The organism is Leisingera sp. ANG-S5 (genome assembly GCF_000813925.1).
Lineage (GTDB): Bacteria > Pseudomonadota > Alphaproteobacteria > Rhodobacterales > Rhodobacteraceae > Leisingera.
In genome coordinates this window covers 115,464-140,312 of record NZ_JWLH01000002.1, presented here as the reverse complement: position 1 = coordinate 140,312, position 24,849 = coordinate 115,464, and the positions used below count along the sequence as shown (strand labels likewise).

General features: G+C 64.2%; 28 protein-coding genes. 14 read left to right on the top strand and 14 right to left on the bottom strand.

The genetic code is table 11. The features are described from left to right. Positions 1–2 precede the first annotated feature (2 nt). Positions 3–347, top strand: a complete 345-nt coding sequence (locus tag RA25_RS04250; protein WP_019298230.1) for a YbaB/EbfC family nucleoid-associated protein — start codon at positions 3–5, stop codon at positions 345–347. Positions 348–410: 63 nt separating this feature from the next. Here RA25_RS04250 and RA25_RS04245 read toward each other — a convergent pair whose 3' ends face one another. Then, positions 411–914 carry a GNAT family N-acetyltransferase gene (locus RA25_RS04245; protein WP_052254156.1) on the bottom strand — a complete coding sequence of 168 codons (504 nt, stop codon included), beginning with the start codon at positions 912–914 and terminating at the stop codon, positions 411–413. A 135-nt stretch (positions 915–1,049) separates the two neighbouring features. Between RA25_RS04245 and recR the strand changes: the two genes are divergently transcribed. After that, the gene (gene recR, locus RA25_RS04240; protein ID WP_039170485.1) at positions 1,050–1,649 is read left to right on the top strand and encodes a recombination mediator RecR; all 600 of its coding nucleotides are present in this window, start codon (positions 1,050–1,052) and stop codon (positions 1,647–1,649) included. Between the two features lie 72 nt (positions 1,650–1,721). On the opposite strand, the gene ltaE is transcribed toward recR, so the two are convergent. Beyond that, positions 1,722–2,771, bottom strand: coding sequence for a low-specificity L-threonine aldolase (ltaE, locus tag RA25_RS04235; protein WP_052254155.1), 1,050 nt, complete (start codon positions 2,769–2,771; stop codon positions 1,722–1,724). Continuing rightward, on the bottom strand, positions 2,768–3,445 hold the full coding sequence (locus RA25_RS04230) for a hypothetical protein (RefSeq protein WP_039170484.1): 678 nt from the start codon (positions 3,443–3,445) through the stop codon (positions 2,768–2,770). The genes ltaE and RA25_RS04230 overlap by 4 nt, the downstream gene beginning before the upstream one ends. A 137-nt stretch (positions 3,446–3,582) precedes the next feature. Here RA25_RS04230 and RA25_RS04225 point away from each other — a divergent pair, with 137 nt between their 5' ends. Continuing rightward, positions 3,583–4,470 carry a LysR substrate-binding domain-containing protein gene (locus RA25_RS04225; RefSeq protein WP_039170483.1) on the top strand — a complete coding sequence of 296 codons (888 nt, stop codon included), beginning with the start codon at positions 3,583–3,585 and terminating at the stop codon, positions 4,468–4,470. Positions 4,471–4,573: 103 nt separating this feature from the next. On the opposite strand, the gene RA25_RS04220 is transcribed toward RA25_RS04225, so the two are convergent. Continuing rightward, entirely contained in the window at positions 4,574–6,718 is a 2,145-nt protein-coding gene (locus RA25_RS04220) for an ATP-binding protein (protein ID WP_342586124.1), read from the bottom strand. A gap of 325 nt (positions 6,719–7,043) precedes the next feature. Further along, positions 7,044–7,814, bottom strand: a complete 771-nt coding sequence (locus RA25_RS04215) for a DUF1013 domain-containing protein (RefSeq protein ID WP_019298237.1) — start codon at positions 7,812–7,814, stop codon at positions 7,044–7,046. A gap of 146 nt (positions 7,815–7,960) precedes the next feature. Here RA25_RS04215 and RA25_RS04210 point away from each other — a divergent pair, with 146 nt between their 5' ends. The 3 genes from RA25_RS04210 (at position 7,961) to RA25_RS04200 (ending at position 10,212) form a co-directional block, all read left to right on the top strand. After that, on the top strand, positions 7,961–8,608 hold the full coding sequence (locus tag RA25_RS04210) for a ribonuclease T2 family protein (RefSeq protein WP_039170481.1): 648 nt from the start codon (positions 7,961–7,963) through the stop codon (positions 8,606–8,608). Between the two features lie 75 nt (positions 8,609–8,683). After that, positions 8,684–9,220: a hypothetical protein gene (locus RA25_RS04205; RefSeq protein ID WP_019298239.1), complete on the top strand. Its 537-nt coding sequence runs from the start codon at positions 8,684–8,686 to the stop codon at positions 9,218–9,220. 134 nt (positions 9,221–9,354) lie between these two features. Then, entirely contained in the window at positions 9,355–10,212 is an 858-nt protein-coding gene (locus RA25_RS04200) for a DUF2189 domain-containing protein (RefSeq protein ID WP_019298240.1), read from the top strand. Positions 10,213–10,280: 68 nt separating this feature from the next. Here the strand turns inward: RA25_RS04200 and RA25_RS04195 are convergent, their stop codons facing one another. The 3 genes from RA25_RS04195 to RA25_RS04185 form a co-directional block, all read right to left on the bottom strand. Further along, positions 10,281–11,264, bottom strand: a complete 984-nt coding sequence (locus RA25_RS04195; RefSeq protein WP_039170480.1) for an NAD(P)H-quinone oxidoreductase — start codon at positions 11,262–11,264, stop codon at positions 10,281–10,283. A gap of 138 nt (positions 11,265–11,402) precedes the next feature. Continuing rightward, a complete protein-coding gene (locus RA25_RS22070; protein ID WP_052254154.1) occupies positions 11,403–12,218 on the bottom strand; it encodes a methyltransferase domain-containing protein in 816 nt (271 codons plus the stop codon). A 152-nt stretch (positions 12,219–12,370) separates the two neighbouring features. Beyond that, on the bottom strand, positions 12,371–13,072 hold the full coding sequence (locus tag RA25_RS04185; RefSeq protein WP_039151597.1) for a COQ9 family protein: 702 nt from the start codon (positions 13,070–13,072) through the stop codon (positions 12,371–12,373). A gap of 116 nt (positions 13,073–13,188) precedes the next feature. Between RA25_RS04185 and rpsU the strand changes: the two genes are divergently transcribed. After that, positions 13,189–13,395 carry a 30S ribosomal protein S21 gene (gene rpsU / locus RA25_RS04180; protein WP_005614280.1) on the top strand — a complete coding sequence of 69 codons (207 nt, stop codon included), beginning with the start codon at positions 13,189–13,191 and terminating at the stop codon, positions 13,393–13,395. 737 nt (positions 13,396–14,132) lie between these two features. Beyond that, on the top strand, positions 14,133–15,320 hold the full coding sequence (locus RA25_RS04175; RefSeq protein WP_039170479.1) for a CAP domain-containing protein: 1,188 nt from the start codon (positions 14,133–14,135) through the stop codon (positions 15,318–15,320). A 67-nt stretch (positions 15,321–15,387) separates the two neighbouring features. Here RA25_RS04175 and ppk2 read toward each other — a convergent pair whose 3' ends face one another. Continuing rightward, positions 15,388–16,305 carry a polyphosphate kinase 2 gene (gene ppk2 / locus RA25_RS04170; protein WP_019298245.1) on the bottom strand — a complete coding sequence of 306 codons (918 nt, stop codon included), beginning with the start codon at positions 16,303–16,305 and terminating at the stop codon, positions 15,388–15,390. 193 nt (positions 16,306–16,498) lie between these two features. Here ppk2 and RA25_RS04165 point away from each other — a divergent pair, with 193 nt between their 5' ends. Then, the gene (locus RA25_RS04165) at positions 16,499–17,338 is read left to right on the top strand and encodes a CPBP family intramembrane glutamic endopeptidase (protein ID WP_039170478.1); all 840 of its coding nucleotides are present in this window, start codon (positions 16,499–16,501) and stop codon (positions 17,336–17,338) included. A gap of 69 nt (positions 17,339–17,407) precedes the next feature. On the opposite strand, the gene RA25_RS04160 is transcribed toward RA25_RS04165, so the two are convergent. Then, on the bottom strand, positions 17,408–17,866 hold the full coding sequence (locus tag RA25_RS04160) for an Lrp/AsnC family transcriptional regulator (protein WP_039170544.1): 459 nt from the start codon (positions 17,864–17,866) through the stop codon (positions 17,408–17,410). A 139-nt stretch (positions 17,867–18,005) separates the two neighbouring features. On the opposite strand from RA25_RS04160, the gene ald reads away from it, so the two are divergent. The 5 genes from ald to RA25_RS04135 all read left to right on the top strand — a co-directional run bounded on the left by ald (position 18,006) and on the right by RA25_RS04135 (position 22,410). Then, entirely contained in the window at positions 18,006–19,124 is a 1,119-nt protein-coding gene (gene ald / locus RA25_RS04155) for an alanine dehydrogenase (RefSeq protein ID WP_039151601.1), read from the top strand. A 102-nt stretch (positions 19,125–19,226) separates the two neighbouring features. Continuing rightward, positions 19,227–19,859 (top strand): LysE family translocator, encoded by a 633-nt coding sequence (locus RA25_RS04150; RefSeq protein WP_082023035.1) that lies wholly within the window; start codon positions 19,227–19,229, stop codon positions 19,857–19,859. A 194-nt stretch (positions 19,860–20,053) separates the two neighbouring features. Next, the gene (locus tag RA25_RS04145; protein ID WP_039170477.1) at positions 20,054–20,947 is read left to right on the top strand and encodes a hypothetical protein; all 894 of its coding nucleotides are present in this window, start codon (positions 20,054–20,056) and stop codon (positions 20,945–20,947) included. Between the two features lie 146 nt (positions 20,948–21,093). After that, positions 21,094–21,525, top strand: a complete 432-nt coding sequence (gene mscL, locus RA25_RS04140; protein WP_039170476.1) for a large conductance mechanosensitive channel protein MscL — start codon at positions 21,094–21,096, stop codon at positions 21,523–21,525. Positions 21,526–21,603: 78 nt separating this feature from the next. Further along, complete coding sequence (locus RA25_RS04135; protein ID WP_019298252.1) at positions 21,604–22,410, top strand: mechanosensitive ion channel family protein; 807 nt, start codon at positions 21,604–21,606, stop codon at positions 22,408–22,410. A gap of 98 nt (positions 22,411–22,508) precedes the next feature. On the opposite strand, the gene RA25_RS04130 is transcribed toward RA25_RS04135, so the two are convergent. From RA25_RS04130 to RA25_RS04115, 4 genes are all read right to left on the bottom strand, one after another. Then, entirely contained in the window at positions 22,509–23,045 is a 537-nt protein-coding gene (locus RA25_RS04130) for a hypothetical protein (protein ID WP_019298253.1), read from the bottom strand. Positions 23,046–23,220: 175 nt separating this feature from the next. Next, positions 23,221–23,748 carry a GNAT family N-acetyltransferase gene (locus RA25_RS04125; RefSeq protein ID WP_019298254.1) on the bottom strand — a complete coding sequence of 176 codons (528 nt, stop codon included), beginning with the start codon at positions 23,746–23,748 and terminating at the stop codon, positions 23,221–23,223. Continuing rightward, positions 23,745–24,194: a YtoQ family protein gene (locus RA25_RS04120; RefSeq protein WP_029205037.1), complete on the bottom strand. Its 450-nt coding sequence runs from the start codon at positions 24,192–24,194 to the stop codon at positions 23,745–23,747. The genes RA25_RS04125 and RA25_RS04120 overlap by 4 nt, the downstream gene beginning before the upstream one ends. Then, positions 24,185–24,847 (bottom strand): phosphoribosyltransferase, encoded by a 663-nt coding sequence (locus RA25_RS04115; RefSeq protein WP_039170475.1) that lies wholly within the window; start codon positions 24,845–24,847, stop codon positions 24,185–24,187. The genes RA25_RS04120 and RA25_RS04115 overlap by 10 nt, the downstream gene beginning before the upstream one ends. Positions 24,848–24,849 lie beyond the last annotated feature (2 nt).

The following is a 24,849-nucleotide window of genomic DNA, read 5'->3' as shown; positions in this document are numbered from 1 at the left end:
AGATGCTCAAAGGCCTCGGCGGTCTTGGCGACATGGCCAAGATGATGAAATCGGCACAGGAACTGCAGACCAAGATGGCGCAGATGCAGGAAGACCTGCACAACGTCATGGTGACCGGCGAGGCCGGCGCAGGCCTGGTCAAGGCAACCGCCTCCGCCAAGGGCGACCTGAAAGCCCTGGACATCGACCCGTCGATCTTCAACGGCGACGACAAGGAAGTGGTCGAGGACTTGATTCTGGCCGCGATCAAGGACGCCCAGGCCAAGGCCGCGGAAAAGGCGCAGGACGAAATGGCCAAGCTGACCGAAAGCATGGGTCTTCCCAAGGACATCAAGCTGCCGTTCTAAGAACCGGCAAGCTGAATGCAAAAGAAGGCGGCCCGTCTGGTGCCGCCTTTTTCTTTGCCCGCCTCATCCAGTCTCCAGCCGGAACTTCAAAAAACGCTGCCCCTCGTATTGCACCGCCCCGGTCTGCACCGCCCCCAGCCGTATCAGCGGCAGCAGATGGCGGCGGGTCGGCGGCAGCAGGAAGGTGACAAAGGGAATGCGCGGATCCTGGCGGGCAAACGCCAGTGCCTTGCGCGCGATTGCGGGGCCAAGGCCAAAACAGTCCGCCCGCAGCACCAGCCCGAAATCCCACTCTGCGCCTTCTTTCTGGAACCCGCCCCAGCCGAGGTAATCTTCCCCGCGCAAAAACGCCCAATGGCCCAGCCCGTCGCGCTGCCAGCAGGCCTCCTTGGCCGCCACGAAATCCCTTGCGGCGGCCTCATCCCAAGCCCCTGCCAGCAACGGCATATGCTCGGCCATCCGCGGGTCTGACATGTGGCGGGCAATCTCCTGCGGCGACACCTCCGTCAGCCGGCCAAAATACAGCTGGGGAGTTTCTCCTGCGTCTCGCGCTATCCCGTCGCCCATCCCGAACCCTCCGCCTTTGCAGGCGAGGCATACCCCTGGGCGCCGGAAAAACAAACCCCGAACATTTTACCGCGCGGCCCTTGCGCTCCGCGGTCCCGGGTGGCCTATATGGCAAGGAACCTTAAGGCCCGCGGCATGATCAAGAACTCTACCACCAACATCGAAGACCTGATTGCCCTGATGGCCAAGCTGCCGGGGCTGGGGCCGCGCTCGGCCCGGCGCGCGGTGCTACATCTGATCCGCAAGCGGGCGCTGCTGCTGACCCCGCTGGCTGACGTGATGAGCGAAGTGGCGGCGACCGCCCGCGAATGCCTCAACTGCGGCAATGTCGGCACCAGCGAGATCTGCCCGATCTGCACCGACGAGGTGCGCGGCAACGGCGAGCTGTGCGTGGTCGAGGATGTGGCCGACCTCTGGGCGATGGAACGCTCAGGCGTGTTCAAGGGCCGCTACCATGTGCTCGGCGGCACGCTCTCCGCGCTGGACGCGGTGGGCCCGGAGGATCTGCGCATCCCGCGGCTGATCGACCGCGTGGCGACCGAGGGAGTCCGCGAGGTGATCCTGGCCCTCAATGCCACCATCGACGGCCAGACCACGGCGCATTACATCGCCGACCAACTGCAGGGACAGGTGAAGCTCACCTCCCTGGCGCAGGGCGTGCCGATCGGCGGTGAGCTGGATTATCTGGACGACGGCACAATTTCCGCCGCGATGCAGGCCCGCAAGGAAATCTGACGCCGCGGCCAGGTGCAGAAAATTCTTGATAAGAATTTTGGCCGGAAAATTCGAATTTTCCGGCGCCCGCAGCTAGCCGTAGAAACGCCGCAACCCCTGCACCATCTGCGCCAGCGCGGCGTCATCCACATTCTTATGCAGCACCATGCGGATGGCACCGGAATTGCCGCCGCCGATCACCAAGCCCTCTGCCGCCAGGTGCGCCCGCAGATCATCGTTGCCTCCGTCACCCGGCGTGAAGAACACCATGTTTGTGGCCTGGGACACGTCACCCGCGCCCAGGCCCCGCAGCACTCCGGCCAGTTCCGCCGCCCGCGCGTGGTCTTCCGCCAGCCGCCCCGCGTTATGCTCCAGCGCGTAAAGCCCGGCCGCCGCCAGCACGCCCGCCTGCCGCATGCCGCCGCCCAGCATCTTGCGCCAGCGCCGCGCCTTGGCGATCAGATCCGCTGGCCCGACCAACACTGATCCTGCAGGCGTGCCCAATCCCTTGGACAGGCAGACCGACACCGTGTCCGTCAGCCCGGCCAAATCCGTTTCCGCGCACCCCAGCGCGGTGATCGCGTTGAAAAACCGCGCCCCGTCCAGATGCACCGACAACCCGGCAGCCCGGCCCGCCTCTGCCGCCGCGGCCATATCCGCCAGCGGCACCGCCAGCCCGTTATGGGTGTTCTCCAGCGACAACAGGCAGCTGATGGGCAGGTGCGGATCATCCTCCTTCACCGCAGCCCGGATCTCTGCCGGGTCCAGCGCTCCGTCCGCACGCACGGGCAGAGGGCATAGCGCAATGCCGCCCAGAACCGAGGCTCCCGCCGCCTCATAGGCGTTCACATGATAATCCCTGCCGCAGATCACTTCCTCGCCGCGCTGGCAATGCGCCAGCATGGCAGTAAAATTGCTCATCGTGCCAGTAGGAAGGAAAAGGCCGGCCGCCTTGCCCAGACGCTCGGCCAGTACAGTCTCCAGGCGGTTCACCGAAGGGTCCTCGCCAAAGACGTCATCGCCCAGTTCCGCCGCAGCCATCGCCCGCAGCATACCCGCATCGGGCCGCGTCACCGTATCGCTGCGCAGATCGCACAGGGGTACATCGCCCCCTGCCCCCGCCAGCCCTGTGTATTGGCTCATTCCGTCACCTGCTCATAAGCCAGCGCCGCCACGATGTGGACGCGCCGGGTTTCGCCTCCGTTCAATGCGGTGTGGTAGCCGCGGGTGTCAGTGAAATAGACCGAACCGTCCGCTGGCAAGTGGGTGACGTGATGATTGACGATAAACAGGGAACCGGGGTTGGTGAGTACCGGGATATGCAGCCGCGGTTCCGGGTCGCGGTGCCAGGAGTTGCAGTTATAAAGGCCCTTGGACAGCACCCGCGTGCGCCCGATCGGAAAGCGTTTGGCCAGCTCGCTGTGCACATGCTCGAAATAGGTGCCGGCGAACTTCGGATTGAACTCGGAAAAATCCACCTCCGGCACCAGATCCTCGCGCGGCTCCTCGACATAGCGGTCGTCGGCGCGCAGCCAGTAACGGCCCGACAGGTCGTTGGCGGTCCACTCCGTCTGCCCGGGTCTCTGGGTCAGCGGCAGCGCGGCAAACCCCTGGTCCTGCATGCCGCCCATGAAGTCCTCGCGGCGCAGGCATTCCTCCAGCGCCTCTTGCAGCAGCTGGATGTCGAATGCCAGCTCCAGCCGCTGGATGCCCGGCCCCGGCACAAACTCCGCCACAGAGGCGGAGTCGGGCATGGTTTGCATGGCCCGGGCCACGGCCCCGGCATCAGCGTCGTTGATCTGCGGAACAAATGTCATGCCGCGCGCTCCCAAATTTCGTGCTGTACGTGAGTGATGATGCATTCGGCGCCATCGTTGCAGGCAGATACGTCTGAATAAAGCCGGGATTTCGCAAATAGTATTGCAAAAAATGCAACAAGTGGCAGGGTAACCTCATGCGCCGCAAGATCCCGCCCATCTCCGCCCTCCTGTGTTTCGAGGCCGCCGCCCGCTCCGGCAGCTTTGCCCAGGGCGCCCGCGCCATGAACCTGTCGCAAAGCGCCTTCAGCCGCCAGATCCAGGGGCTGGAGGCACAGACCGGCCAGACCCTGTTCAAGCGCGAACGCCAGCGGGTGCAGCTGACCGGTGCGGGCGAAATGCTGCTGCAGGAGCTGGCGCCGCAGCTGGAGGCGCTGGAGGCCACGTTTTACCGGCTGCGCACCCGCGACAATCCCTACGGCGCGCTCAACATCGGCACCTACCCGACACTGGGCAGCCGCTGGCTGATGCCGCATCTGGCGCGGCTGGCGCAGGATCAGCCGCGACTGACGGTCAACACCATCACCTATCTGGACAATGCCCAGGTGGATGCCAGCCTGGTGGATCTGGCCATCGTGCAGGGTGATCCGCCCTGGCCGGGTTTCCGCGCCGACCTCCTGATGCCGGAAACCCTGGTGGCAGTGGCGGCGCCCGGCCTGCTGGAGGCACCACTGCAGGACGCCGCCCGGCTGCTGGACCACCCGGCACTGCAGCACAGCACCCGCCCGCTCAGCTGGCAGATCTGGTTCGAGGATCAAGGTCAGGCGCTGCCCGCCCGCCCCGCCGGACCGCTGTTCAGCCAGTTCGAGATGCTGATCGACGCGGTGAAGTACGGCCACGGCGTGGCGATCCTGCCGGAGCTGCTGGTCCGCCGCGAGCTGGCCGAAGGAACGCTGATCCTGGCCCACCCCCACCGCTGCACGCCTGCCAGTGCCTATTACCTGCTGACACCGCAGGCCAAGGCCGGGACCAGCCGGATCGAACGGGTCCGGGCCTGGCTGCTGGAACAGGCGCCTTCCGGCTAGACGCTGGCGCGCCGCGCATCCGCGCGGCGCCACGCCCAAGGCTGCCAAGGGGGCCGCAGGGGCACCTGCAGGCGCGGGAGGCCACCACCCGAACCTTTTATCCCTAGCGGAACAGTGCCTTGTAGAGTTTTTCCTTGGTAAAGGGCTTATCCAGCACCTGCACGCCGTTCAGTTCCGGAAACCCCGCCTCCGCCGCGCTGAAGGCAAAACCGCTCATCATCACCGCGTTCAGCCCGGGCTGGACCTGCAGCAGCCGCGCCAGCGTCTCCCAGCCGCCCCGGCCCGGCATGCTCATGTCGATCACCGCGCCGTCAAACGGTCCCTGCGCCTGCAGCTGCGCCAGCGCCGCGTCATAGCCGTCAGCCTGCACCACCTCGCAGCCGCGCAGCTGCAGCAAACCTGCCACGGCCCGGCGCACCGTTTCCTCGTCATCGACCACCAGGAACCGCCGCGCCTGATCCCTGCGGAGAACCGGCCTGGCATCGGCGTCAGGCGTCCGCTCCGCGTCTGCCGTGCCCGCCGGGAAATAGAAGCGGAAGATACTGCCGCCGCCCTCCCGGCTGTCCACGGCCAGCCCGCCCCGGTGGCTGCTGATGATGCCCATGGCCGCCGCCAGCCCCAACCCGCGGCCGCCGGGCTTGGTGGTGTAGAACGGGTCGAATATCCGCGCCATCGTGTCCTGCCCCATGCCGCCGCCGGTGTCGCGCACCTCCAGCAGCAGGCAATCGCCCGCGGGCATCTTCCGTCCCTTCAGCAGCCGCCGCCGCTCCGCCGCACTCAGGCTGATGCGCCGGGTTGCGACCGTCACGGTGCCTGCGCCGGGGCCGATCGCCTCCACCGCATTCAGCACCGCCTGCATCAGCAGCTGGCCTGCCTGCGCCGGGTCGATCTGAGCAGTCAGTTCCCCGCCCGCCAGATCCAGCACCACCGCCTTGCCCAGCTTGCACTCTGACGGCACCAGCGCCAGCGTCTCACGCACGATCCGGTTCAGATCACAGGCCTCCGGCTGCGGCGTGCCGCCGCCCCGGGCATAGCCCAGCAGCTGCCGCATCAGCCGCGCCGAGTCGCGCAGCCCGTCCCCCACCATCTGCACATGCGCAACCGCCGGGTGGGCCGCCTCCAGATGCGCCAGCGCCAGTTCGCTGCCGCCCTGCATCGAGGCCAGCAGATTGTTGAACTCATGCGCGATGGTGCCGGCCAGCAGCCCCAGGCTTTCGGTCTTGTGGCGCAACAGCAGCGCCTGTTCCGCCTGGCGCCGCCGCCGTTCGGCCCGGCGGCGCTGCAGCACCAGGCCGGCCCGCCGGGCAAACACCCCGATCAGAGGGTCCTTGCTGATATCTTCCCCGATTTCCCGGTCGTGCAGCAGCGCAAAATGCCCGGCCAGCTGCCCCTCAGCATCCCGCAGCGGCACGCCCAGATAAGAGTGCAGCCCCGGCGCCCGCATGTGCGCCTGCGCCGGAAACATCTCCTGCAGCCCCTCCGGCACCAGGAACGGCTCCCCCTCCCGCAGGAAACTGCAGGGGGTGCCCTGATAGGGCACAACGGCATCCTCAATCCCGGCCACGGTCGTCCCGCCCTCGCAGGCGGCCAGCACCCGGTAACCGTCAGGGCGGTCCGCATTGAATTCAGCTATGAAGGCAAACCGCACCCGGAAGGCCTTCTGCAACTGCTCCGCCAGCTGCTGCAGCGCCGCCCGCAGCGGCAGGCTGCCCGGCCCCTTGGCAAGCGCCGTCAGCGCCGCCACCTGCTGCAGCCCGGCCAGCTCCGCCCCCAGGCGCGGGGCAAACTGCTGCATGTGAGCCACAGCCTCCGCTGCCAGTGCCTCTCCCGGCTCCCGCCGCCAGGCAGCCTGCACCAGGCCGACCACGGCGCCAGCGGCGTTTTTCAGCGGCACCCCGGCATAGCTGTTGATGTTTTCCTCGATGAACATCGCGTCTTCGGGATACAGCTGCTGCACCCGGTCCGGAACAACCTGTGCCGCACCGCTCAGCACCACATCGTGGCACGGCGCCCCGCGCGCGTCATATTCGAAGTCCCCCAGCTGCAGCCCGTCAAACCAGCTGGCCACCACCTTCAGGTAGTCGGCCTCCGCGACCTGCAACAGGCTCACCGTGACCAGATCCGCGCCAAATCCCAGCGCCATCTGATCCGTGAATGCCTGGCAAAACTCTCGGCCGCTCAAGACCGACAATTGCCTTAGATCCAAGCGGCCGCTTTCCCCAAGCGCCGCACCCCCGGATGCGTCCATAACCAATACTCCTGCCATCCCTGCACGGACCGGCCCAAGAGACCGGACCTTTGGCATAACTCGCTAACCACTGTCCCTTTCACATCGCGCAACGGCCCCTTTTCCAGAGACCTGCCCCGCAAACAAAACACCCCGCAGGCGGCCTGGAACACGGCCGCACTGCAACATCATGCTGCGCGAAAAACCAGCGCGCAGTCAACATCTTGTATGATTGAGACTCAATTCTAACAGAAAAAGCCGCAAATCCGGAGCATCGGATCTGCGGCTTTTTACAGATTTTCCGTTTGCCGGGCAGCCCGGCTGCCCTAGGCCGGACAGATCCGGATCAGAAGCGGTTGTCCTCTTCGTCATCCTCGTCATCGCCGCCGGACGGCAGGTTGAAGAAGCTGTCGGCGTCCAGGACGTTCTCTTCCTTCTTCTCTTCGTCGTCGTCGTTGAGGCCGCCGCCCAGGGTGAAGGTTTCCAGCCCCTCGATGGCGCTCGGGATCTTCGGCTCGGCATCCATCTCCAGCGACTGCTCGGTCGACACCAGCTTGCGGCGCTCGTCGTCGCTCATCACGCCGCCTTCGGCTGCCTTCTTGGCCGCGGCCTTCTGCACGGCAGAGTCCAGCTCGGACTGTTTGCACAGGCCCAGCGCCACCGGGTCGATCGGCTGCATGTTGGCAATGTTCCAGTGGGTGCGCTCGCGGATCGACTGGATGGTCGGCTTGGTGGTGCCCACCAGCTTGGCAATCTGGCCGTCGCTGAGTTCCGGGTGGAACTTGACCAGCCACAGGATCGAGTTCGGACGGTCCTGACGCTTGGACAGCGGGGTGTAGCGCGGACCGCGGCGCTTTTCCTCGCCGGCCGCGGCCGGGTTGAACTTGAGCTTCAGCTTGTGCAGCGGATTGGCCTGCGCCTTGTCGATCTCTTCCTGGGTCAGCTGGTTGTTCGCCATCGGGTCGAACCCTTTGACGCCGACCGCCACTTCACCGTCGGCGATGCCCTGGATCTCCAGCTCGTGCATGCCCACGAAATCCGCGATTTGCTTGAAGCTGATCGTGGTATTGTCCACCAGCCACACGGCGGTTGCCTTGGCCATCAACGGTTTTGCCATGTGCTCATCTCCTTAAAACACCTTTGATCCCCGGATACATCTCTCCCGCCGCCTGAAATGGCGTCCCCGGCGTTCCGGGGCAGGTTTCCGTTGTCGGGGAACTTCCGCCCTATATAGTCGGCATCATTGCATAAGGAAAGAGGCCAATGCGCAAGTTGTTCACAGGTGTTTTTGCGGCCCTTCTTGCCTTGCTGCCCGCCCTTGCCGCGGCAGACGGCGAACCTGCGGGCGACTTCGACTATTACGTGCTGTCGCTCAGCTGGTCGCCGAACTGGTGTGCGCTGGAAGGTGATGCACGCAATGCGGACCAGTGTGACGCCCGCCATGACTACGGCTGGACCCTGCATGGCCTCTGGCCGCAATACCACCGCGGCTGGCCCAGCTACTGCCGCACCGCAGAGGCGCCGCCCAGCCGTGCAATGAGCCGGGACATGGCCGGCATCATGGGCAGCGCCGGCCTCGCCTGGCACCAGTGGAAAAAACACGGCACCTGCTCCGGCCTCAGCGCGCGGGACTATTACACAGCCATGCGCGAAGCCTACGGGCGCATCACCCGCCCCGCTGCCTTCCGCAGGCTTGAGAAGCCCGTGACCCTGCCGGCCTCTGTCGTTGAACAGGCGTTCCTGCAGGAAAACCCGGACCTGACGCGCGACAGCCTGACCATCACCTGCCGCGACGGCGCCATCCAGGAGGCCCGCATCTGCCTGTCCAAGGCACTGGAGCCGGTGCCCTGCGGGCGGGACGTGATCAAGGACTGCACGCTGAAGAACGCCCGCTTTGCTCCTATGCGCTGAGACCACCTGCTGTTTTCGGGGGACCGATGACACACTCGCGCCAGTTTGCTAGACTGTTGCGCAGGAGAAATTACGATGAGGGTCCTCTTTGCGCTTCTGCTGACAGTCGCTGCGGCGCCATCCTCTGCGCAGGACAGGCTGACTGCAGGCCGCATTTCCTGTCTTGCGGTCGGCAGCGACTATGTTGCCACGGACGGACCCCGGCCCGGCGGAAAAACCGGGCACAGCAGGATAATTCCGGCAGATACCTCCCTGATCTTTGAGTACCTGCTCGATCATTCCGGTCGCCTGGACGTCTTTTTCAGAGAAGAAAACCACGAAGCCGTGTATTTTGAGGATCCATTTCTGGCTCAGGGGTTCGAAGGCTTCTTGCCCTTTGCCGGGGTGGCGGAGTTCAATTCAAACTACCGTGAGTTCTCCTTGGGGCGCCACCACATCAACTACAGCGGCAACGACCAGCTCTTTCTGAAAAGATGCTCCGGAACGGGCTGGCGCGGCCACTATGTCCAGACGTTTTTCGGGGGCCATAGCACGCAGGTCACCAAACTGCTGTGCGAAACCGAAGTGGAGGCAATTGACGAGGTTCTCGCCCGCCTTGGAGCATTGAACTGATCCAAGACAATTTTACCGGCAGTAAATAGCCTGTGAAGCGGAAATCGCCGCATTTCGTGCTACAATTACCCTTGTGCCGCGCCCGGCCCTGCCTGAACGGCACTCCGTTTTGGTCAGCGAGAAGGAGGAAGCGCATGGCAAAAACAATCGGTAACCCGCTCAGCTGGCTTCTGCAGGGTGCAGAGACCACCTCCCACCACGTTGGCCAAACAGTCGGCGAGATGCGCAGCACCGGCGCCGCGGCAATGCCCGAAGCACGCAAGCTCAGCATGGACGACATCATCCATTCGCTGGCCGCCGGGCTGGAGGATTTTGCCGCCTGCCGCTCCGACGCGATGTTCCTGGTGCTGTTCTACCCAATCATCGGCATCGCGCTCATCGTGATGAGCCTGTCGATGAACCTGCTGCCGCTCATCGTGCCGATGATCATGGGCTTCGCCATTCTCGGACCCGTCGCAGCGGTCGGGCTTTATGAAATGTCCTCGCGCCGCGAGGCCGGGCTGGAGACCCGCTGGATGGATGCCTTTGCGGTGATCCGCTCGCCCTCCTTTGGTGCTATCCTGGTGCTGGGCCTGTATCTGGCAGCCCTGTTCATCATCTGGCTTGTGGCGGCGGACATGATCTACAGCCGCACCCTGGGTCCGGAGCCGCCGGCCTCGATCATGGGCTTTATCGGCGATGTGCTGACCACCCGCGAGGGCTGGATGATGTCGATCAGCGGCGGCATCGTGGGCGCGGTTTTTGCCTTTGCCGCATTGGCGATGAGTCTGGTGTCCTTCCCGCTCCTGATGGACCGCCATGTCGGCCTGCCGGTGGCGGTGGCAACCTCGATCAAGGTTCTGCGCAAGAACCCGATGGTCTGCATGGCTTGGGGTGTGATCGTCGGCGTTTCGCTGATCGTCGGATCAATCCCCTTCCTGGCCGGGCTGATCATCGTAGTGCCGGTGCTGGGGCATGCAACCTGGCATCTGTACCGGCGCGCGGTGGAGTGAACATGTGACGCCAAAAAAAACAAGGGCCGGCGCATCCGCCGGCCCTTTGCTGTGACTGATTGAGGCCGTCAGGCCACCTTCAGGACGATCTTGCCGATATGGCCGGAGCTTTCCATCCGGGCGTGGGCCGCAGCGGCCTCCTCCAGCGTAAATTCGCTGTCCATCACCGGCGCCACCTTGCCCGCTTCGATCAGCGGCCAGACCGCCTCCGCCAAATCCTGCGCAATCTGCGACTTGGCCAGGTCGCTCTGCGGGCGCAGGGTAGATCCGGTCAGCGTGAGCCGCTTGACCATCATCAGGGCAAAATTCAGCTCCACCTTGGGGCCTTGCAGAAAGGCGATCTGCACCAGCCGCCCGTCCTCGGCCATCGCCTTGATGTTGCGCGGGATGTAATCGCCGCCGACCATGTCCAGCACCAGATCGGCGCCGCCTTCCTCCCGCATCACCTTGACGAAGTCCTCGTCACGGTAGTTGATCGCCCGCTCCGCGCCCAAGTCCAGGCAGGCCTGGCATTTTTCATCCGAACCCGCAGTTGCAAACACCCGCGCCCCGAACGCCCTGGCCAGCTGGATGGCGGTGGTGCCGATGCCGGACGAGCCGCCATGCACCAGAAACCGCTCCCCGGCTTTGAGACCACCGCGGGTGAAAACGTTGGACCAGACGGTAAAGAAGGTCTCTGGCAAACACGCTGCCTGTTTCAGGTCCAGCCCTTCCGGCACCGGCAGGCAATGCGCCGCAGGCGTAGCCACATATTCCGCGTAACCGCCACCGGGCAGCAGCGCGCAGACCAGATCGCCCACCGCAAGGCCGCTGACGCCTGCGCCCACCGCCACCACCTCGCCGGAGGCTTCCAGCCCCGGCAGGTCGCTGGCGCCCTTGGGCGGATCATAGGCGCCTGCGCGCTGCAGCGCATCGGGGCGGTTCACGCCGGCGTAGGCCACCTTGATCACCACCTCGCCGTGGCCCGGCTGCGGCACCGGGCGCTGGCAAAGCTGCAGCACCTCCGGCCCGCCGGGTTTGGTGATCTCCACCGCGCGCATCATCTCTGTCATCGGCTGATATCCTCCTGATCCTTGCCTCCTGCCTAGCATCCGGCCCGATGCGCGCAAACAGCAAAGGCGCCGCAGTTGGGGCGGAATGCGGACAGCGCCATCCCGGGGCCTTGCAACAGCAGGGCGGATTCCCCGTTGTCAGGGCTTGCGCAGGATATAGGACACGAAGTTGCAGGACCCGAAAAAGGTTCCCGCGGCTGAGGCTGCATGATGCGTCTCCGACCACTGCCGCGCTGCCGCTTCGCTGATGTGGCCCGCCGCCACCATCGCGGGCCTGTAGCTGTCCAGCATGCTCTCGAAAAACTCCGCCTTACCGGCCTCGGCGAGAATCTCAGGCAGGAAATCCGCCAATTCCAGGCCCGACCCGGCAAACAGTTCAGGGAACTGGCGCATCGCCCGCGGGTGGGCCACAACGGTTTTCAGCAACGCCTGCAGCGCTTCGTCATTCAGAGCCGGATCGCCTGCGCCGAATGTGATCGAGGCATAGTCGCCGTCAAAGACCACCACATGGCCACCCGAGGCAGTGACACGGGCGGCCTCCTTCAGAACCTGGGCGGGGCTGGTGACGTGGCTGAGCAGCGTATGCAGCACAACCAGGTCGTATTGGTCCTGATTTGCCTCGGTGCCGTGACTATCGGCAACGTCAAATGAGATCCGGCCGTCAAGACCCTCCTCGGCAGCCAGCCGCCGGGCCACCCCGATCAGCTCTGCGGAAAAGTCGGTTCCCGTCAAACGGGCCTCCCCGGGCAGACGCGCCGCCAAGGCTCGGGTGACAACGCCGGTTCCGCATCCCATATCGAGCACCTCGCGGCAGCGCTCCAGCGGCAGCCGGTCAAAATACCGTTCCCGCATGGCAACAAAAGGCGGGTAGGTGCCCCGGTACTCCAGGCGATCCACGACCATCTGCAGTTTTTCACTGTCGAGCGTATCGAGCGACTGAAAGATATCCGCCATCGTGTTTCCTCTCCAACCGGAATACCAAGTAAAGGGAACTTGGCACCAATTCTGGAATCACATCGGCATTCTGTCTACACCCGGTGCCCGCGGGCGGGTGAACCGGATTTCTCAATCCAGCGGGAAGCAGCAAACCGGGCCAGCCCGCTGCCCTACCGCCGCGGATCAACCGACCCCGGCAGATCATCGCGCCCCTTTGGCGGCTTGATCTGTTCGGCCAGCCAGTTCGGTCCCACCAGCAAGGGCTTCAGGAGCGGGTTCTTCTGCAGACCAGCCTTCAGCTTCTCGAAGTCCATCACATTATCAATGCGCCGCTCCAGAAAATCCCAGGTCGCCTGATGCTCCAGGCTGTCATCACCCAGCCAGTACAGCACGGTGGCGGAATAGACACCGGCCAGCGAGGCGCGCTTGGTGTACCAGTTCAGATCGTCCGATCCGTCGCCCAGCGTGTCCCAGATCAGATCGCAGGTGGTCCAGATCGCCTTGACGCCATCGCCGGCATATTGCGGCAGCGCCAGCAGGGTGGTGCCGCGGCGCACCGCCTCCTTGTCCTCGACCGCTTCCAGCCGGAACCGCACCGCCGCCGCCACCTTGTCGCGGAACCGCATCCCCGAAAGGTCCTCGGCCTCCAGCCGCTCCAGCATCCGCGAATCGCCGCGGGCGTGAAACGCCAGCGCCAGGTCGACGCCGCCGCGCGGACAGACCGCATGGGCCAGCACCTCCGGCACATCCGCATCCTGGCAGGCGGCGCGGAAGGTCACCTCCGACCAGCCGTCAAACGGCACATGATTCAGCGCCGCATCCAGCAGTTTATCCTTGATATCGTCCTGTGCGTGATCGTGGTCTTCGGTCATCTCACCCTCCCGCTTGCGGCGTGCTGACACCCTACTAGACAAAATTTGCGCGCTTTGCTATACGGCCACCTCCTGCAAATCCTTGCAACTCAACTTAGAAAGGTGGTGAAAACCACATGCAGGTTAGTGTTCGCGACAACAACGTCGATCAGGCGCTCCGTGCCCTGAAGAAAAAGCTGCAGCGTGAAGGCGTCTTCCGCGAAATGAAGCTCAAGCAACATTTCGAAAAGCCGTCCGAGAAAAAAGCGCGCGAGAAAGCTGAAGCGATCCGCCGTGCCCGTAAACTGGCACGCAAGAAAGCCCAGCGCGAAGGTCTGCTCTAAGCATACCCTTGCTCTCCAGCTTTGGACAGCACTACGGCAGATCCCCGGATCACGCCGGAACATACGTTCAGACGACCCCCGCGGCCCTGCCCGGGGGTTTGTCATTTGCGGCACCCCTTTCGGGTAGCCCAGCGCCCCGGCAGGCCGGTCTGCCTCCTTTGCGGCACACGTAAAAATATCAAATTGATTACAAATACATCTTTAGGGTGTATTTCCCTGCCACCTTCTGCTATACAGGGATCACGGCAGGGCAAGTCAGTTGCGTTTCCCTAACCATTGCCCCGCCGGCCGGGCTTGGAACTCCCGGTTACCCGAAACCCTGGGCAGACGGCGCTTCCCCCCGATTACCGGCGCTGGTCTTGGTCCCTGCAAACAAGGCTCGTCTCTCCCGGGTTTTCAATTTTACCGGACGCTGCCACCCCCCGGCAGCGTCCGGACCGTTTCCAGGCCTCTGATTCCATCCTCGCCGCCTGCCTGCTGCCCGTGCGCCAGGGCGAATCCCCTGCCCCCGTCAAGTGGCCGGCAAGGCAGCAGACAATTGCCGCCGGCCTCCGTGGCGGGGCCGCAACGGTCCAAACCGGCAAAACGCGCAGAAATCCGCGTACCATCCGCCGCTCAACGGGCAGGCCTCCGCCGTAAAACCGCAAAACCGCCCCGTCCGACTTCCGGCGGAAACAATTTCCTTTAACCGGATGGCGCACCGCCGGAGGTCCGGCACACTCATGGAGCAGTTAACGATGTCACAGGCAAGCGAACTCGAGCGGCAGATGCTCGAGCTGATCAACGCCGAGCGCACTTCGCGCGGGCTTAACCCGGTACAGCTGGAGCTGCGGCTCAATGATTCCGCCGAGGATCACAGCGAATGGATGCTGCAAGCGGATGTGTTCTCGCACACCGGTTCGGGCGGCTCCAGCGCCGGCGACCGGATGAAGGACGCGGGCTTTGTCTTCTCCGGCAGCTGGACCTGGGCGGAAAACATCGCCTGGCAAAGCGAGCGCGGCGCGCCCGGCCTGGCCGATGACGTGATCGACCTGCACAATTCGCTGATGAACAGCCCCGGCCACCGCGCCAACATCCTGAACGCCAATGTCGAAGTGATCGGCATCGGCATCGAGCAGGGCAACTTCAAAGGCTGGGATGCCGTGATGGTCACCCAGAATTTCGCCAAGACCAGCGCCGAACTGCAGCTGGACACCGGGTCAGGCGGCGGCTCCGGCGGCGGTGGCGGTGGCGGCGGCACAAGCCAGCCCACCATGGGCGACGATGTCCTGACCCTGGGCAGCGCTGGCACCCTGGACGGCCTGGACGGCGACGACAAGCTGACCGGCAGCGGCGGCAACGACAGCCTCAAGGGCAACGAAGGCAATGACACCGTCTATGGCGAGGGCGGCAACGACAACCTGCGGGGCGGCAGCCAGGGCGACCGCATGTACGGCGGCACCGGACGCGACACCCTGCTCGGCGATGAAGGCTACGACAAAATCTCCGGGAACGGCGGCGATGACTCCATCGGCGGCGGGGCCGGCTACGACCGGCTTTGGGGCGGCAGCGGCAACGACACCATGCGGGGCAGCTACGGCAATGACAAGCTGTGGGGCGGCACCGGCAATGACATTCTGTATGGCGGCAGCGGCAAGGATACCCTGGACGGCGACGACGGCAATGACCGCCTGACCGGCAAGAGCGGCGCTGACCTGTTTGTCTTCAGCAACGGCAATGACACCGTCACCGATTTCAGCGTGAACACCAGCGGCGAGCGGATCGACCTGGGCGATGCCGACGGTATCACCAGCTACAGCGACCTGATGAACAACCACACCACTCAGACCGCTAACGGCCTGCTGATCACCGACAGCGATGGCGACAGTATGCTGCTGGCCGGCATCACAGAACAGCAGCTGAACTCCGGCGACTTCCTGTTCTGATACTCCCACCGGGCAAACAAGAAAGGGGCGCGCCTAGGCACGCCCCTTTCTGCTGTTCCGTCATGTCTCAGTAGATCTTCGGCACATACAGCTCATCCGGCAGCACCTGGCGCTCGTAATCCGGATTGTACTTGCGGTCCGGCAGCTCGACCTTCTCGTGCTGCACCTCTTCATAAGGAATCTTGGTCAGCAGGTGCTCGATGCAGTTCAGCCGCTCGCGCTTCTTGTCGTTGCCCTCGACAATGTACCAGGGCGCCTCGGGGATGTTTGTGCGCTTGAACATCGCCTCCTTGGCCTTGGTGTACTGTTCCCAGCGGATCCGGCTCTCCAAATCCATCGGCGACAGTTTCCACTGTTTCATCGGGTCGTGGATGCGCATCAAAAACCGCAGCTGCTGTTCCTCATCGGTGATCGAGAACCAGTACTTCAGCAGGATAATGCCAGAGCGCACCAGCATCCGCTCGAATTCGGGAACGTCCTGAAAGAACTGTTCGACCTGGTCTTCGCTGGCAAAGCCCATCACCCGCTCAACGCCGGCCCGGTTATACCAGGAGCGGTCGAACAGCACGATCTCACCGCCTGCGGGCAGATGCGGCACATAGCGCTGGAAATACCACTGGCTTTGCTCGCGGCGGTTCGGCGCCGGCAGTGCCACAACCCGCGCCACCCGCGGATCCAGCCGCTGGGTGATCCGCTTGATTACCCCGCCCTTGCCGGCGCTGTCGCGGCCTTCCATCAGAATGCAGACCTTGGCGCCAGTGTGCTGCACCCAGTCCTGCACCTTGATCAGCTCCGCCTGCAGCCGCAGCAGGTTGCGGAAATAAACCTGCCGGTCCAGCATCTCCGGGTGCTGCTCGCGGTAGACCTTGCGGATCTCCTGGCTCAGCATCGGCTCGGAAAACTCGATCTCGATGTCCTCGTCCAGCGTGTCCTGCAGTTCCGCTTCCAGCCAGTCGAGGGAGGCGGTTTCAAATTCGCGGGTCACGGGCGGGTTCCTTCCTTGTCAGCTGGTGCAAGTGCTGCTTTCTAGCGGTTCCATATGACGGCTTGATGTCACCCGCCCGGCTGCAGCTCCCTTTAAGGCAAGCGGAATTCCCGGGCAGGTTCAAGCGCAAAAAGAGCAATGCCCCTGCGCCACCTGCTGGAAACCGGGCAGATGAGCGGTTTATGTGCACGCCATGAGCTTTGTTCTATCCTCCCTGCCCCAAACCTGGCCCTGGCTGATCCTGATGGCAGCGCTTGCTGCAGGCTGGAGCGGCCAGCGCGGACTGGCCTTTGCCCTGCTCGCGGTCTTCGGCGGCGTTGCTTTGGCCCTCGGGCATTTGGAACCAATCGCGCTGATGGCGCTGGCCACCGGCCTGCGGTTTGCCGCCTTCATCCCCCGCACCCGCGGCCCCGCCAGGCTGATCGGCCACGCGGTGCTGGTGCTGTGGTCGCTGGCGCTTGGCGCACATCTGCTGCCGGGAGTGCGCAACCTTCTGATCCTGGACCAGGTGCAGGCCGGTCCCGCCAGCGCGCCCTACTCCCTGCACCTGAACCTCGACAAGCCGCTGGTGGTCTTCGCTCTGCTGCTGGCCTGGCCTGCCCTGTTGCAGCGCAATGATCCGGCAGGCAGGCGCGCCTTGATCTCCGGCCTTCTGATCCTCGCCGCCCTGCTGCCGCTGGCCCTGCTCACCGGCGCGCTGGAACTGGAGCCGTCGCTGCCGGACTGGCTCCTCCTGTGGATGGCCTCAAACCTGCTGCTCACCTGCCTGGCAGAGGAAGCCTTCTTCCGCGGCTACCTGCAGCACGGCCTCAGCCGCCGCTTCGGCCCGGCGGCAGGCATCGCCGCCGCCAGCCTGCTGTTCGGCCTCGCCCACATCGGCGCCGGTCCTGCAGTGGCCGCATTCGCCGCGCTACTGGGGCTGGCCTGCGGGCTGGGCTATTGGGGCGCGGGGCGGTTTTACGTGCCGGTTGCGATGCACTTTGCCTTCAACCTCACCCACCTTTTGCTGTTCACTTACCCCGGTCCGGCCTGAAAATCCGCCTTACCGGTGCACAGGGGGTGCACAGGGGGTGCACGCATGCCACCCCCCCAATATCCTGCCTCAGACCGGCAGCGCCGTGGTCTTGAACACCGTGCGCAACGCAAAACTGGACTGCATCTGCGCCACCCCCGGAAGCCGCGCCAAGTGCTGGCGGTGGATGCGGGCGAAATCCTCGGTGTTCTCCGCCACCACCTTGAGGATATAGTCCGCCGTCCCCGCCATCAGATGGCACTCCAGCACATCCGGAATCCGCGACACCGCCTTCTCGAACGCGTCCAGCACCTCATCCGCCTGGCCCGACAGTGTGATCTCGACAAACACCGTCGACGGCACGTTCATCTTGCGCGCGTCCAGGAGCGCGACATATTCACGGATATACCCTTCCGCCTCCAGCCGCTGCACCCGCCTGTGGCAGGCCGAGGCCGACAGGTTCACCCGCTCCGACAAGTCCGCGTTGGAGATGCGCCCCTGCTTTTGCAGAACCGAGAGAATGCGACGATCTGTTTCGTCCAGCGACATTTTGCGAAGATCCTTGCTGTGTCCTGCCATATTACGCGAAGAATCTTCGAAACGCATGTTTTTATTCTGCCCAAATAAGCAGCACATTCTGGGCTGCCTGCGGCATTATGACCGCAGAGAGTTTTGAGGAGATACTCAGATGAAAATCGGCTGCCCCACCGAAATCAAACCGCAGGAATTCCGCGTCGGCATGACCCCGGACGCCGCCCGCGAGGCCGTCCTGCGCGGCCACGAGGTTGTCATCCAGCAAGGCGCCGGCCTGGGCGCAGGCTTCACCGACGAGGACTATGTCTCCGCCGGTGCCGTGATCCTGGACACTGCCGAGGAAATCTTTGCCACCGCCGACATGATCGTCAAGGTGAAGGAACCCCAGGCGGTTGAGCGCAAGATGCTGCGCGAAGGCCAGCTGCTGTTCACCTACCTGCACCTGGCACCCGATCCGGCACAGACCCACGACCTGCTGGAAAGCGGTTGTACCGCAATCGCTTACGAGACCGTCACCGACGACCGCGGCGGCCTGCCGCTGCTGGCGCCGATGTCGGAAGTGGCCGGCCGTCTGGCGCCGCAGGTTGGCTCGTACACCCTGCAGAAGGCCAACGGCGGCCGCGGCGTGCTGATGGGCGGCGTCCCCGGCGTGGCCCCGGCCAAGGTGGTGGTGATCGGCGGCGGTGTTGTCGGCACCCACGCAGCCAAGATCGCGGCCGGCATGGGCGCGGATGTCACCATCCTCGACCGTTCGCTGACCCGCCTGAAGTATCTGGACGACGTCTTTGGCCGCACCTTCAAGAACCAGTACTCCACCGCCGGCGCCACCGCCGAGCTGGTGCGCGACGCCGACATGGTGATCGGCGCGGTGCTGGTCCCCGGTGCGGCAGCGCCGAAACTGGTGTCCCGCGCACAGCTTTCTGAGATGAAGCCGGGCGCAGTGCTGGTGGACGTTGCCATCGACCAGGGCGGCTGCTTCGAGACCTCCAAGGCGACCACCCACGCCGACCCGATCTATGAGGTCGACGGCATCATGCACTACTGCGTGGCCAACATGCCGGGCGCCGTGGCACGCACCTCGACCCAGGCACTGGGCAACGCGACCCTGCCGTTCATGCTGAACCTGGCCAACAAGGGCTGGCGTCAGGCCTGCGCCGACGACCGTCACCTGCTGAACGGCCTGAACGTGCACGCCGGCAAGCTGACCTATGCCGCGGTCGGCGAGGCCCTGGGCCTGGACTGCATCTCTGCGGAAGACGCAATCAAGATGTAACTTCCCGCTGTACGGCAGGAAATCCAAAGAAAGCCCCGCCAAACCGGCGGGGCTTTTTCTGTGCCCCTTTGCGCAAGAACCGGATCGACCGGACCTGCGGAAATGGCGTTTCTGGAGCCGCACCAAGAGGTTTTCCAGATGCTCCAGACCGCCGCCGCACTGATCGTGTTCCTGTTTCCTCTGGCCTACAGCCCCGGTCCCGGCAACCTGTTCTTTGCCGCCAATGCCGCGCGCTTCGGCTTTGCTGCCACGGTTCCGGCCAATGCAGGCTACCACCTGGCGACCTGGTTCATGACAGCTGCGATCGGGCTGGGCTTCCTGACAGTGATGGACCAGACGCCGCAGCTGTTTGCGGTGCTCAAGACCGCAGGTTCCCTCTATGTCCTGTCGCTCGCCTGGAAACTGGTCCGGGCCGGGGTGCTGAGCGGCGCACAGGAGCCGCAGCCGGCCGGTTTCACAGATGGCGCGGTGCTGTTGGTGCTGAACCCCAAGGCCTACGTGATCATCGCGCTGATGTTCTCGCAGTTCCTGGCCCAGGAGGAGGACGGCCGGCTGCTGCCGGTGCTGCTGATCACAACCGTCTTCACTCTCAACAACCTGCTGGCCTTCACGGTCTGGGCCCTGGCCGGCGGCAGGATCGCCAAGCTGTTCCGAACCTCCGCAGGCGCCCGCCGCCTGAATGTGCTGTTCGGCGCCGTTCTGGCGGCGGTTGCGGTCTGGATGCTGCTGCCCTGAAGACCGGAACGACTCATTTGCCGTTTACCCAATGGAGACAATCAGCCAGCTTTGTTCCCGCAGAGGCGGTTTTTTAGCTCACCTCAATTTTGTTAAAAATGAGGCAAATTTGTGAAATTGCGGCATGTCCGGACAGCAGCGGCCGGCAGGGCAAGCCTGCGCAACCATTTCCGGTCACGAGTGAAAGCAAATCAATGCCCGAGACTTCCAAGATCTTTACCTACGCGGTGGACGGCCTTGCCTACACCGTCACCGTTTACGAGGAAAACGGCGAATTCTTTGCCGACATCACCGTCGACGACGGCGCCATGGACGTGAACGCCATCTACTTCGGGGATGATGATTTTTCCGGCTCCAGCGAGTCCCTGAGCGGCCCGCTGAACATGAACGGCACCCGCCTGGACGGCGAAAAGGTGCAATGGGACGAAGCCACGGAGCTGAGCGACCCCGGCCTGGGGCCGGAGGGCGAAGACAAGGAAACCTACCTGCAGACCGGTGACACGATGACGGTCTCGCTGGACATCGAAAGCCTGGACGAGATCGACATCTTCGGTATCCGCGCCACCTCCACCACCAATGACGCAGGCTCCATCAAAGGCGTGAGCGGCGATCCGGAGGAGCCGGAAGAGCCCGAGGACCCGGAAGAGCCCACTTATGAGAAGGTCTTCTTCGGCGAGGTGTTCTCTGACTCCGGCGACCCGCTGGGCGGCACCTTCATCCTGGACGAAGAACCGGACCCGAACCCCTACAGCATCCCCGCCCTGCCCGACGGCACGGAACCGACGTTTGACAACTACCTGTCCTACTTCCTGTCGGAAGATATCGGCGGTGACCTGTCCGCTGTGCAGTCGGTGGTGTTTTACGGAACCGGAGAGGACGGCGCGCAGGAAGAGCTGTTCCGCATCGACGCGCCGGAGGGCGGCTTCCAAAGTGCGGACGACCTGCTGGCCGCCTATGACGACGCTCTCGAAGCCACCGGAGGCCTGGCCGGTCAGGACCTGATGGCAGCACTGAGTTTGGAGGATCACGCAGAGGCAGATCCGGAGGCTGAAGAGGATCTGGGTGCAGACGAATTCGAGCTGCTATGATCTCCCCAGGGGCGGCCCGGCGGCCGCCCCTTATGCCGCCCTGCGGTTGAGGCGTTTCCAGCCTGATATTCCCCGTTTACAGAGTGAAACGCCGCTCCTAGCCTGAAGCGCATAAACAGCGCGGCAGGGATGGAAAGGAAACGGAAATGCTGGACGAGTTCAAGGCCTTCATTGCCAAGGGCAATGTGATGGATATGGCGGTGGGGATCATTATCGGTGCCGCTTTCACCGCGATCGTGAAGTCCATGGTTGATGATCTGATCAACCCGATTATCGGCCTGTTCACCGGCGGGGTGGATTTCACCAACAACTTCGCCGTGCTGGGTGGCGATGGCGCCAGCTACAGCTCGCTGGAGGCCGCGCGCGAAGCCGGTGCCTCGGTCTTTGCCTACGGCTCCTTCCTGATGGCGGTGCTGAACTTCCTGATCATCGCCTGGGTGGTGTTCCTGCTGATCAAATCCGTGAACCGCGCCCGCGACGCGATGGAGAGGCAGGAAGAGGCTCCGGCAGAGGAAGCGCCCGCCGGGCCGACAGAACTTGACGTGCTGCTGGAAATCCGCGACTCGCTGAAAAAATAACGCCGGTGCACCGGCATCAAGGAATTGCAAAGGGGCGGGCTTCCGCTCCTTTAGCGCGTTTGCAAGGGATTGAAACTGATGGAACAATTGATTGAACAGGCCGGGGCCTACTGGCCGCTGCTGGTAAGCGGCGTCAAGGCGCTGGTGGTGCTGATCCTCGGCTGGATCGCCACCGGCTGGATCAGCGGCGCAGTACGCAACCGCATCAACAGGACCCCGCAGATCGACCCGACGCTCGGCAATTTCGCTGCCAGCATGATCCGCTGGGCGCTGCTGGCGGTGGTGCTGGTCGCCATCCTCGGCATCTTCGGCATTCAGGCCACCAGCCTGGTAGCGATGCTGGGCGCCGCCACACTGGCGATCGGCCTGGCGCTGCAGGGCACGCTTAGCGATCTGGCGGCGGGGTTCATGCTGATCCTGTTCCGCCCCTACAAGATCGGCCAGTATGTGGACATCGGCGGCACCGCCGGCACGGTGAAGGACGTGAACCTGTTCGTGACCGAGCTGGCAACACCGGACAACGTGCAGATCATCGTCCCCAACGGCCAGGCCTGGGGCTCGGTCATCACCAACTTCTCGCACCACCCTACCCGCCGTGTCGACCTGGTGTTCGGCATCGACTATGGCGACAGCGCCGACACCGCCAAGGCGGTCATTCTGGCACAGGCCACCGCAGACGCACGGGTTCTGCAAGATCCGGAACCCTGGGTGCGGGTCACCAACCTGGGCGACAGCTCGGTCGATCTCACAGCGCGGGTCTGGTGCAAGGCGGATGATTACTGGGAGGTGAAATTCGCCCTCACTCAGGGCGTGAAGGAAGCCTTTGATGCCAAGGGCATCTCCATCCCCTACCCCCATGCGGTGGAAATCAAGAAAGCGGGCTGAGGCGCTCCCGCCTGACTTTGGCCCCTGCCGGGGCCGCACCCCGTTGGGCCTGGCGCCCCGCCTTTGGCGGGGCGTTTCCGCGTTCCGGGTTCAGGGGATCAACGTTCCCGCGCGGCCTGCATAGCGCGAACAGCCGCATTCCGGGCTCTGGCCTCCCGCGCGCGGTCCTGCACTCTGTTTTCAGGTTCCGCCGGCGGCCAGCCGGCCAGCACCTTGTACCCCTCAAGATCGGTAAACGCCCACTGCGCCGCTATAAGCTGGTAGCTCTTCACTTCCCAGCCGGAAGCGTCTGGCTGAAACCGGAAGCGCCAGGTGCCACGCACCTGCACCGGCAGCCGCAGCTGGCGGATCTGCATCATCGCCTGATGGCCATTCAGGGCGGCACGCGCGCCCTGTGCCCGCAGCTTTCTCATCCGCTCCACCAGGCTGGCCGCTTCGCGCAGGCGGCGGCCGGCAAAGATCACCTCAATCTCGGCGCCCGGGCTGACCAGCCCCTTCACCACCAGATCGCCGCGGTTGTTACGGCTGAACACCGGCACCAGCTCCACCGGCACATCGCGCACCTCGCGCTTGAACAGCCCCGCATCTTCGACCAGCGGGGTGACTTGCATGGGAGGGCGGCGGCGGTTCGTCATTCAGCAGTCCCGAACACCGCCCTCCGGAGAGAGCGGTGCCATTTCGATCTATTATTTGTCACGGGAAAACTAGCCCGCTCCCGTTAAAGAACCGTTGCTCCGTTCCAGCGATCACAGCTTTTCCAAGTGCAATTCGAACACCGCAAAACATTGAAATACAGGAATGTTTCCAGCTTCACCGGCTGACAGGCCGTTTCATGACCAAAGTTGGGTTGCCCCGATACAGGGCCTCGCCCGCAGGTGCATACCCCAGCTTCAGCGCCACCCGGTGCGACACCGTATGGGCCGGATCGAAGATGCAGGCGGTTTCCGCCCAGTCCGTGGCCTCTGCCGCCCACTCGTGGATGCACCCAACCGCTTCGGTAGCCATTCCCCGCCCATGCACTTCCGGCGCCAGCACCCAGCCCGCTTCCGGCACCCCTGCCAGCGGCGGCTCCATGCTGCGCTGGTAGTCGGCAAAACCCACCTCGCCGATGAACCGGCCGCTTTCCCGCAGGGTCACCGCCCAGTAGCCATAGCCCAGCGCCTGCCAGTGACCGATGTAACGCAGCAGCCTTGTCCAGCTTTCCTCCGGCGCCGAGGGTGTCCCGGAGATGAAACGCACCACCTCCGGCTCCGCCCAAAGTGCCGCCACGGCTTCGAAATCCTGCACCCCGTGCGGGCGCAGGATCAGCCGTTCCGTCTCAAGCACGGGAGGTGTCATGCAGGCAGCTTGCCGGTCAGCACATAGGTGAGGATTTCGACCACCTGGCGCGGCTCCTCTGCCACCGCCAGCGCAGCGGCATGAACCTCTTTCAGCGCATGCTGATGCTCCGGCGGGCTGAGCACGATGATCGACTTGCCCAGCGCCGCGGCATAGCCCGCGTCAAAGGCCGCGTTCCACTGCTTGTACTTGTCCCCAAAGCGCACGACCACGACATCGGCGTCCGCAATCCCCTTGCGGGTGCGGATCGCGTTGACCATCGCGCCCTTGTGGTCGTGCCAGTACTTGTTCTCTTCGGCCCCCAGCACCGCCACGCCGCAATCATCGCTGGCATCGTGATCCGTCACTGGTGCGCTGAAGCTCACCTCCAGCCCTTTTGCACCCTCAACGATCTGTTCCCGCCAGTCCGTGTGAATCTCGCCCGAGAGATAAACATTCAATGCCACGTCTTGTCCTTTCCTGCGCCAGCGTCCGGGGCCGCGGCCAGTGCGGCCATGACCTCGTCATCGCTGGTTTGCGTAAAATCCCTGTAATGCGCGCCGACCGCCCAAAACTCCCTGGGGCTCAGCAAACAGACCAGAGTATCCACCAAGGGACGCAGTTCGTCCACCGCTTCCGGCGGCGCAACAGGAACCGCCAGGATCACATTCGCGGGCTTACGTTCCTTCAGCCAGAAATGTGCCGCCATAAAGGTAGCGCCGGTGGCAATCCCGTCGTCCACCACGATCACGGTGCGCCCTTCCAGCACGATCGGGTCGCGCCCTTGCAGATAGCGGGCGCGGCGGGCGGCGTTCTCCTCCCGCGCTTCGGCGACCTGGGCGGCAAAATCCTCTGACCTCATACCCGTGGCCTTCAGCAGAGCACCGTTGAAAATGGGATTGCTGCCTTCGGCCAAGGCCCCCGCAGCCAGCTCCGGGTTGGAGGGCATGCCGATCTTGCGGATCAGGATCAGATCCAGAGGCGCGCCCAGCTGCTGCGCAATGGGAAGTGCCACAGGCACCCCGCCCCGCGGCAGCGCCAGCACCACGGGGTCCGTCATCGGCAGTTCAGCCAGTTCCTTGGCCAGCTGAAGCCCGGCGGAAATCCGGTCCTCGAACATTT

Coding starts and splice junctions, on each gene's coding strand:
- RA25_RS04250 (WP_019298230.1), top strand. CDS start 3: ATGCTCAAAGGCCTCGGCGGTCTTGGCGACATGGCCAAGATGATGAAA.
- RA25_RS04245 (WP_052254156.1), bottom strand. CDS start 914: ATGGGCGACGGGATAGCGCGAGACGCAGGAGAAACTCCCCAGCTGTAT.
- recR (WP_039170485.1), top strand. CDS start 1,050: ATGATCAAGAACTCTACCACCAACATCGAAGACCTGATTGCCCTGATG.
- ltaE (WP_052254155.1), bottom strand. CDS start 2,771: ATGAGCCAATACACAGGGCTGGCGGGGGCAGGGGGCGATGTACCCCTG.
- RA25_RS04230 (WP_039170484.1), bottom strand. CDS start 3,445: ATGACATTTGTTCCGCAGATCAACGACGCTGATGCCGGGGCCGTGGCC.
- RA25_RS04225 (WP_039170483.1), top strand. CDS start 3,583: ATGCGCCGCAAGATCCCGCCCATCTCCGCCCTCCTGTGTTTCGAGGCC.
- RA25_RS04220 (WP_342586124.1), bottom strand. CDS start 6,718: ATGGACGCATCCGGGGGTGCGGCGCTTGGGGAAAGCGGCCGCTTGGAT.
- RA25_RS04215 (WP_019298237.1), bottom strand. CDS start 7,814: ATGGCAAAACCGTTGATGGCCAAGGCAACCGCCGTGTGGCTGGTGGAC.
- RA25_RS04210 (WP_039170481.1), top strand. CDS start 7,961: ATGCGCAAGTTGTTCACAGGTGTTTTTGCGGCCCTTCTTGCCTTGCTG.
- RA25_RS04205 (WP_019298239.1), top strand. CDS start 8,684: ATGAGGGTCCTCTTTGCGCTTCTGCTGACAGTCGCTGCGGCGCCATCC.
- RA25_RS04200 (WP_019298240.1), top strand. CDS start 9,355: ATGGCAAAAACAATCGGTAACCCGCTCAGCTGGCTTCTGCAGGGTGCA.
- RA25_RS04195 (WP_039170480.1), bottom strand. CDS start 11,264: ATGACAGAGATGATGCGCGCGGTGGAGATCACCAAACCCGGCGGGCCG.
- RA25_RS22070 (WP_052254154.1), bottom strand. CDS start 12,218: ATGGCGGATATCTTTCAGTCGCTCGATACGCTCGACAGTGAAAAACTG.
- RA25_RS04185 (WP_039151597.1), bottom strand. CDS start 13,072: ATGACCGAAGACCACGATCACGCACAGGACGATATCAAGGATAAACTG.
- rpsU (WP_005614280.1), top strand. CDS start 13,189: ATGCAGGTTAGTGTTCGCGACAACAACGTCGATCAGGCGCTCCGTGCC.
- RA25_RS04175 (WP_039170479.1), top strand. CDS start 14,133: ATGTCACAGGCAAGCGAACTCGAGCGGCAGATGCTCGAGCTGATCAAC.
- RA25_RS04165 (WP_039170478.1), top strand. CDS start 16,499: ATGAGCTTTGTTCTATCCTCCCTGCCCCAAACCTGGCCCTGGCTGATC.
- RA25_RS04160 (WP_039170544.1), bottom strand. CDS start 17,866: ATGTCGCTGGACGAAACAGATCGTCGCATTCTCTCGGTTCTGCAAAAG.
- ald (WP_039151601.1), top strand. CDS start 18,006: ATGAAAATCGGCTGCCCCACCGAAATCAAACCGCAGGAATTCCGCGTC.
- RA25_RS04150 (WP_082023035.1), top strand. CDS start 19,227: ATGGCGTTTCTGGAGCCGCACCAAGAGGTTTTCCAGATGCTCCAGACC.
- RA25_RS04145 (WP_039170477.1), top strand. CDS start 20,054: ATGCCCGAGACTTCCAAGATCTTTACCTACGCGGTGGACGGCCTTGCC.
- mscL (WP_039170476.1), top strand. CDS start 21,094: ATGCTGGACGAGTTCAAGGCCTTCATTGCCAAGGGCAATGTGATGGAT.
- RA25_RS04135 (WP_019298252.1), top strand. CDS start 21,604: ATGGAACAATTGATTGAACAGGCCGGGGCCTACTGGCCGCTGCTGGTA.
- RA25_RS04130 (WP_019298253.1), bottom strand. CDS start 23,045: ATGACGAACCGCCGCCGCCCTCCCATGCAAGTCACCCCGCTGGTCGAA.
- RA25_RS04125 (WP_019298254.1), bottom strand. CDS start 23,748: ATGACACCTCCCGTGCTTGAGACGGAACGGCTGATCCTGCGCCCGCAC.
- RA25_RS04115 (WP_039170475.1), bottom strand. CDS start 24,847: ATGTTCGAGGACCGGATTTCCGCCGGGCTTCAGCTGGCCAAGGAACTG.